Source organism: Paenibacillus whitsoniae, from assembly GCF_003955665.1.
Lineage (GTDB): Bacteria > Bacillota > Bacilli > Paenibacillales > NBRC-103111 > Paenibacillus_E > Paenibacillus_E whitsoniae.
The window spans coordinates 1-6,593 of sequence record NZ_RXHU01000151.1 but is presented as its reverse complement, the minus strand read 5'-3'; the positions used below and the strand labels follow the sequence as shown (position 1 = coordinate 6,593).

Here is a 6,593-nt window from a genome sequence, read left to right as displayed (position 1 = left end):
AGCGGTTCCACCACCCCGACGGCAAGGCGCGCCTCTTCGGCATCGAGCCCAAAATGCCGGGCGAGCCGATCGACGGGGAGTACCCGTACATCCTGACCACCGGGCGGCTCGGCAATCATTACCTAAGCGGCGTGCAGACGCGCCGGACCGACGCTTTATTGAAAAAGGCGCCTGTGCCGGTCGCCGAGATTCATCCCTCGCTCGCGAAGCGCATCGGGCTGAGCCTGGATCAGCGCATCCGCATTACCAGCCGGCGCGGCTCGCTCATTTTTCAAGTGAAAGTGACCGAAGGCATTCAGCCACGCACCGTTTTCGTCCCATTCCACTGGGGCGGCGATCTGGCGATCAACCAGTTGACAAACGATGCGCTTGATCCGACGAGCCGGATGCCGGAGTTTAAGATTTGTGCGGTAAGGATTGAGAGAGTGGAGTAGGAATCATAGAGTTGGCAATCCGCGAGGGTTAACTGAGGAACGTATGTCGCAATGGCCTTGAAGAAAAGCTGTCCTGATGAGGACAGCTTTTCTTCGTATTGAATAAGCCCATCTTTTCCGGTCTATCGAGATGGTACTTGGATTCGGACAATCACAGGGTTTGCTATCCCGCTGGCTCATTGCCGACTGTCTACGTTGTGATGCCGGACATTTCCGGCATGTCGGACAAACCAATCCAATGCTCCATTCAGCATGCCGTCCGTAAATTCGTGAGCGACATCAAATTCGGTAATCTCGAACCGTTCAGGGCAGCTCGCATAATGTTCCGCTACCAGCATTTGAAATCTGTGAGCTCCATCGGGAGGTACGTGACCATCGTTTGCTCCGTTCAGAAAGCGGATTGCCGGAGCATGCGCATATTTACTCGTGTTAGAAAGCGGATCGCAGCGATAATAACAATTCCAGGCATACGTATCCGGATGGCTCTCCTCTTCATCTGTGCCAGGACGCAACCAATCAGGCGTTGAAATGCAGGCAGCCACCGCGGTGATTCGCTTTTCTAGACCTGCTGCAACTAAGGCAATGTCACCACCCATCGAGATGCCACCAGCCATCACTCCTCCTGATAGTCCAAATCGTTCTACAGCCCAGTCGATCACTCGAGGATATTCCTCCGCCGTCATTGCGATCATCGGCCAGAAATAACGGCGCTTGTTTCCTCTTAGTTTTGAGATAAAACGCTCGTGGCTCTCCCTCATCCGCTCCCCGTGTTCGTACGGATCGTACGAGACGGCAACAAATCCCGCATCTGCGAACTTCCGTAGATGCGGTCGCAGCTTGTCCTTGCCGCCGGTCAGACCTGGAAGCCAAACGACTAGGTGCCCGTTCCTCTTTCCTTTCGGTTCTTCCCAAATAATCGGAATGTGATCTACTAGCTCGTGATTAAGCTTTCCGGTTTCTTCTGCATTCATCGATTTCTTTCCCCCTAAATAACAGTTATGCTACCTTTCTGGCTCCTCTAATACCTAGAATATTAACCCAAAATGAAGTAGTTGGATACTTAATTATCGAAGAGTCAAAGGTATTTCGTTTTTATTTCACTAGTATTATATTTTTACATTTGAGAGTACTTAGCACCGAATTTACGTTGCGGACAACGTTGTGAGAACGTGATATAGTACTAAAAACATCGTAAAGTGGTGACTGTCAGGATGATTCGAGAGATAAAGGAAGAGCACTGACTATCCAAAAAGATAAGCTTTTATTCTTTAAGTTAAGTGAAATTCGTGAATGTACCTACATTTATGTAAAATACAGTAATATATGTAATGAAAGTGTCGTAGGAGGCCAATATGAAGACAACTATCTATATGGTTAGGCATGGAGAATCACCATACAATGAAGGTACTGAAAGAACAAGAGGGCTTACGCCAAAGGGAAAGATCGATATTGAAAAAGTAACGAAGTTACTTGCAGGTGAAGGAATAAACATGATTATTTCAAGTCCATATACTCGTGCCATTCTTAGTGTTGCGGGATTAGCCGAGTACTTAAACTTAGATATTAAAGTATTTGAAGATCTTAGGGAACGTCATTTTGCAGCAGATATTATTGAAAATGCAGCGTTACTGTCTAGTATCAGAGAGAGTTTTAATGATTTTGAGCATACCTTGCCGGGCGGAGAGTCTAATGCAGAGTGCCAGAAAAGAGCAATCGCAGTTCTAAAACCGATACTACAAGAGCATAAAGGGATGCAGATAGCAGTCGGGACGCATGGTCTTGTAATGAGTTGATGATGAACTATTTTGATTCAGCTTATGGCTTAGAATTTTTGAATCAATTAAAGAAACCGGATATCTATAAAATGGTATTCGAGGACTTAGAGTTGAAAGAAGTAACTAGATTGTGGAATGCTTAGATTTATAAGGTTTATCGAAGTGGACTGTCGGGGGAAATGATTTCCAGCAAACAATAACAATAATAAAGGTGGTTCGTCTGGAGTAAGGGATAGATCAATATTAGAAAGTGCGTTACAAAGACCGTTTTCAACATTCGATGGTAATGATCTGTATAAAGGAATAATTAACAAAATTTCGGTTGTTACTTACTCACTTATTAAGAACCATGGTTTTGTCGACGGTAATAAGAGGTTTAAATACTGCTGAAGGAACAATGAAAGAGGACGATATCTATCAATGGATCCAAAGACATCAGGTATGAAAAACCTGATGTCTTATTTTTTTTGTGGTGATTGGACTGTTATGCACCGGGGGGGCGATTAGCCACGGAGCAACGACTCCGCCCCATCAATGAAGATTTCCGTGCCGGTGATATGGCTGGACTGGTCGGACGCGAGAAATAACACAAGATTGGCGACTTGTTCCGCGCTGCCCGGTTTGTGCTCCAACGGCTGACTCCCTTCGGGATACTTGACAGGGATTGTAATTTCTTTCACCTCAGGTCGGCTGTCGGTGTTCTCACCGATATGCGTTTTGATTGCACCGGGGCACACCGCGTTCACCCGAATCCTGTAACGGGCAAGCTCGAGCGCAGCCATTTTCATAAAAGCGACTTGTCCGGCCTTGGACGTGCTGTACGCGCACATGCCGAAGTTGGAAAAAACGCGATTACCGTTGATGGAACTCGTGATGATGATACTGCCACCCTGTTGGCGGAGCGGCTCGATGGCGTATTTGACACAGAGGAACGTGCCAGTCAGATTAATCTGCAGCGTCTGGTTCCAATCCGCAGAAGCCATTTCCTCAATTGACGTGAGAACGCCGTTAATACCAGCATTGGCAAAGAGCACATCGAGACGGCCCCAGGTGTTCACTGTTTTTTGCATCGCTTGTTGTACTTGATCCTCATAGGCAATATCGGCCTCTAGCGCGATGGCTTCTCCTCCTGAGGCTGTGATCTCAGCAACCGCATCATTCAGCTCATCGCCAGGACGGTCGAGCAAGCCGATACGGTATCCATGCTTGGCTAATCGAATTGCGGATGCCCGTCCGATCCCGGATGCTGCTCCGGTGACGACAGCGACTTTCGGAGTCGTTGCGGATTTATCTAAATGTGGTTGAATTGTCATGGATAAAACCCCCTGAACTGGTAATAAGGCTGATACCATAGGTTGCCCCGACGATAGTGAATTAAATCCCCCGCAAACACATAAAAACCCTCCGTTCCTCCTAAGAGGGTCGGAAGGCTTGCATGGATCCCTTGGCTGGTGACGAGATCAGATTTTTAATTCCCCAAGCTTAATCAGTTCTACAACCGCTTGTGAACGACCCTTGACATTGAGTTTTTGCATGACATTCGATATGTGATTTCGCACAGTTTTTTCGCTGATAAACAGCTGCTGCGCGATATCTTTTGTCGTTTTGTCTTGCACCAGAAGTTCAAATACTTCACGCTCGCGGTTTGTAAGTAAAAATTTGTTTTTGTGGTCGCTGCCCATGGATGTGTGTCACCCCTCCTTGCTCGGGTATTGGGAATTACAAGGTTAAGGGATACAGTCAAAATTAGTTTATGAAGGGCGGGTGTCAATGGTGCGGTATGCTGTCAAAAATAGGCGGAATGACTTTTTGAGTTTCCAGTCTAGGCATGGTAAGCTTACATGTAGCTGGATGTGAAGGGGCAAAAGGGGGAATCCGCTTCCATGTTCAAACGCGACTATTTGCTCAAGCAGATTGAGCAGCTTACGGTGGTGCTCCATCGGATTTTGTTTCAAAAGAAGTTTGTCGACATCGAAGACGCGCAAAGGCAGTTGGACGAGGCGAGTCGGCACGTGCTCGGACTCAATCTGCGATCCTTACGTTCGTTGTCCACGAAGGATATTTTGGAGCTGCTAACTTATCAGGGGCAGATCGATACGGCGAAGGCTCTCGTTATTCATGACTTGTTCGTGGGCCAGGGCGATTTTATCAAGGACAATGTGGAAAAAGAAGAGGCATACTGGGCGTACGTCAAAGCGCTGGAGCTGCTTTTGCTGCTAGGGTTGACCGACGAGGTTGAGCCGGATGATGAGGTCATGCTCGAGATTAAGCCGAGGCTCGAAGGACTGCACGAACGCCTGCAAGGCTGGCGGCTACCGGCTGAAACGCAGAAGTGGCTGCTGCCGTATTATGACAAGATGGGCAGCTACGCCAAAGCGGAAGATGCATTATTTCATTATATAGAAGATCATCCGGAGGATCGCACGATGCCGGAGCGCGGAGCGCAATTTTACGAAAAGCTGCTGGATATTGACGAAGAGCGGCTGACGGCGGGCAATTTTAGCCGGGAGGAAGCGCTTGAAGGGTTGAAGCTGATGCAAAGCAAGCTGCAAGGCTAGCGGAGAGAGCCCATTATTTTAGGGAAGTTGAAGGGTGTAGGATGATGGCTTGGTATCAGGAAAGCTTTGGCAATGATTACTTACTCGTTTATAAGCATCGCGATATGCAAGGGGCGTATCATGAGGTCAAGCAGATGATCGACTGGCTGGATCTACCGCAAGGTGCGAAGGTGCTGGATTTGTGCTGTGGGATGGGCAGGCATTCGCTGGCGTTGGCTGATTTTGGCTATCAGGTGACGGGCGTGGATCTTTCGGAGGTGCTGCTGCGAGAGGCGATGCGCATGGATTCAGGCGGTCAAGTGACGTGGGTGCGCGGCGACATGAGGGCCGTTCCGCTAAGCGAGCCGCAGGATGCGGTCGTGAATCTGTTTACGTCATTCGGGTATTTTGATGAGGATCGGGAAAACGAAAAGGTGATGACCGAAATGCATCGGCTGCTGCGGCCGGGCGGTCGGTTTATTCTGGATTTTCTGAATCCGGTTTATGTGGGAAGGTGTCTTGTCCCTTATAGTGAACGCGAGGAGGACGGTGTTACGATTCGCGAAGCGCGCTCGATTGAGGATGGCTTCGTTCGCAAGCGGATTGCGCTTGTGAGCGCGGACGAGCTGGAACGCCAGCATATGGAGCAGGTCAAGCTGTACGAGAAGCCGCAGTTTGAGCGGATGTTTGCTCGGGCGGGCTTGCGGGTTGATCACGTCTACGGCGACTGTGAGGGCCGGGCGTACGAGCCGGAGGTTTCCCAGCGGATGATTTTTGTGGGGCATAAGGAAGGATGACAGCAGGAAAATGAATGCAATTACGATACATACGGAAGAAATTACGCAAGTGAAGGTGCCGCTGCCTTTTCCGCTGCGTTGGGTGAACGCTTATGTGATTCGAGGCAGCAAGGGGTACACCGTCATCGATCCGGGGCTGCACACGCCGGAGGCGGAAGCGCTTTGGACGCAGACGCTCCAGGAGTTGGGGATTGCATGGGCGCACATTGAGCAAATTGTGCTGACGCACCACCATCCCGATCATTACGGGATGGCGGGCTGGTTCCAGGCGCGCACGGGCGCGCCTGTGCTGTTGTCGGAGACCGGCTATGCGCAGGTCGGCCTCCTATGGGGCGAGCAGCAGCCGATGTCGGCGCTGCTGCTGGATCTGTTCGCCCGCCACGGGTACCCCGCGGGCGGGATGGAAGAGATGACGAAGCATATGCATGACTTCGTCTCGCTGGTGTCCCCGCAGCCGCAGGTCACGCTGCTGCGGGAAGGCCCGGTCCGCCTCGGGGACCGCGTCTACGAAGCGATCGAGACCCCCGGCCATGCCGCGGGGCATCTCGTCTTCTACGACGCCGAGGCGCGGGTCGTGTTCTGCGGCGACCATGTGCTGCCGCAGATCTCGCCGAACGTGTCTTTCCTCCCGCAGGTGGAGGAAAACCCGCTCGGCGCGTATTTGGACAGCTTGGCCGAGATCGGCAAGCTGGACGTCGCCATGGCGTACCCGGGGCACCGGGAGCCATGGGCGGGTTTTAGCGCACGGGCAGCGGAGCTCGTGCGACACCACCATGAGCGGCTCGCGCTCATGGAAGGGCAGTTAAGCGCGCCGCAGAGCGCTTATGAGGTGTGCCGGGCGACGTTCGGCGACCGGCTGAGCGTGCACCAGATGAGATTCGCGTTGTCGGAGACGATCGCGCATCTCATCTTGCTCGAGGCCCAGGGCCGCATCCGGCAGGTGGAGCCGGCCGCGGGCCTGATCCGTTACGCGCGCGTGCAGGCGTAGCGCGCTACGTAAGCCCCGCTGGCGTAAGCAGCGGGGCTTTTTGGCATGCTCTTCACCCGCCC

The 6,593-nt window shown here is 51.4% G+C and carries 8 protein-coding genes and 1 pseudogene; 6 read left to right on the top strand and 3 right to left on the bottom strand.

What is annotated here, in order from left to right; all coding sequences use genetic code 11:
• Positions 1 to 434 (top strand): molybdopterin oxidoreductase family protein (locus EJQ19_RS31300; RefSeq protein WP_277600994.1); only part of this gene is annotated, 434 nt, incomplete at its 5' end.
• Positions 435 to 610: 176 nt separating this feature from the next.
• Here EJQ19_RS31300 and EJQ19_RS31295 read toward each other — a convergent pair.
• Complete coding sequence (locus EJQ19_RS31295; RefSeq protein WP_126145125.1) at positions 611 to 1,405, bottom strand: alpha/beta hydrolase family protein; 795 nt, start codon at positions 1,403 to 1,405, stop codon at positions 611 to 613.
• A 381-nt stretch (positions 1,406 to 1,786) separates the two neighbouring features.
• On the opposite strand from EJQ19_RS31295, the pseudogene EJQ19_RS31290 reads away from it, so the two are divergent.
• A pseudogene (locus EJQ19_RS31290) lies at positions 1,787 to 2,352 on the top strand (histidine phosphatase family protein).
• A gap of 97 nt (positions 2,353 to 2,449) precedes the next feature.
• Positions 2,450 to 2,599, top strand: a complete 150-nt coding sequence (locus EJQ19_RS33125) for a Fic family protein (RefSeq protein WP_206438515.1) — start codon at positions 2,450 to 2,452, stop codon at positions 2,597 to 2,599.
• Positions 2,600 to 2,712: 113 nt separating this feature from the next.
• Here the strand turns inward: EJQ19_RS33125 and EJQ19_RS31280 are convergent, their stop codons facing one another.
• Both EJQ19_RS31280 and EJQ19_RS31275 read right to left on the bottom strand, forming a co-directional pair.
• Positions 2,713 to 3,522, bottom strand: a complete 810-nt coding sequence (locus EJQ19_RS31280; RefSeq protein ID WP_126145124.1) for an SDR family oxidoreductase — start codon at positions 3,520 to 3,522, stop codon at positions 2,713 to 2,715.
• 147 nt (positions 3,523 to 3,669) lie between these two features.
• On the bottom strand, positions 3,670 to 3,891 hold the full coding sequence (locus tag EJQ19_RS31275) for a helix-turn-helix domain-containing protein (protein WP_028556998.1): 222 nt from the start codon (positions 3,889 to 3,891) through the stop codon (positions 3,670 to 3,672).
• A gap of 201 nt (positions 3,892 to 4,092) precedes the next feature.
• On the opposite strand from EJQ19_RS31275, the gene EJQ19_RS31270 reads away from it, so the two are divergent.
• The 3 genes from EJQ19_RS31270 to EJQ19_RS31260 are packed head-to-tail and all read left to right on the top strand — an operon-like array spanning position 4,093 to position 6,531.
• A complete protein-coding gene (locus tag EJQ19_RS31270; RefSeq protein ID WP_126145123.1) occupies positions 4,093 to 4,767 on the top strand; it encodes a DUF6483 family protein in 675 nt (224 codons plus the stop codon).
• A 41-nt stretch (positions 4,768 to 4,808) separates the two neighbouring features.
• A complete protein-coding gene (locus EJQ19_RS31265; protein ID WP_126145122.1) occupies positions 4,809 to 5,543 on the top strand; it encodes a class I SAM-dependent methyltransferase in 735 nt (244 codons plus the stop codon).
• Between the two features lie 10 nt (positions 5,544 to 5,553).
• Positions 5,554 to 6,531: an MBL fold metallo-hydrolase gene (locus EJQ19_RS31260; protein ID WP_126145121.1), complete on the top strand. Its 978-nt coding sequence runs from the start codon at positions 5,554 to 5,556 to the stop codon at positions 6,529 to 6,531.
• Positions 6,532 to 6,593: the final 62 nt, after the last annotated feature.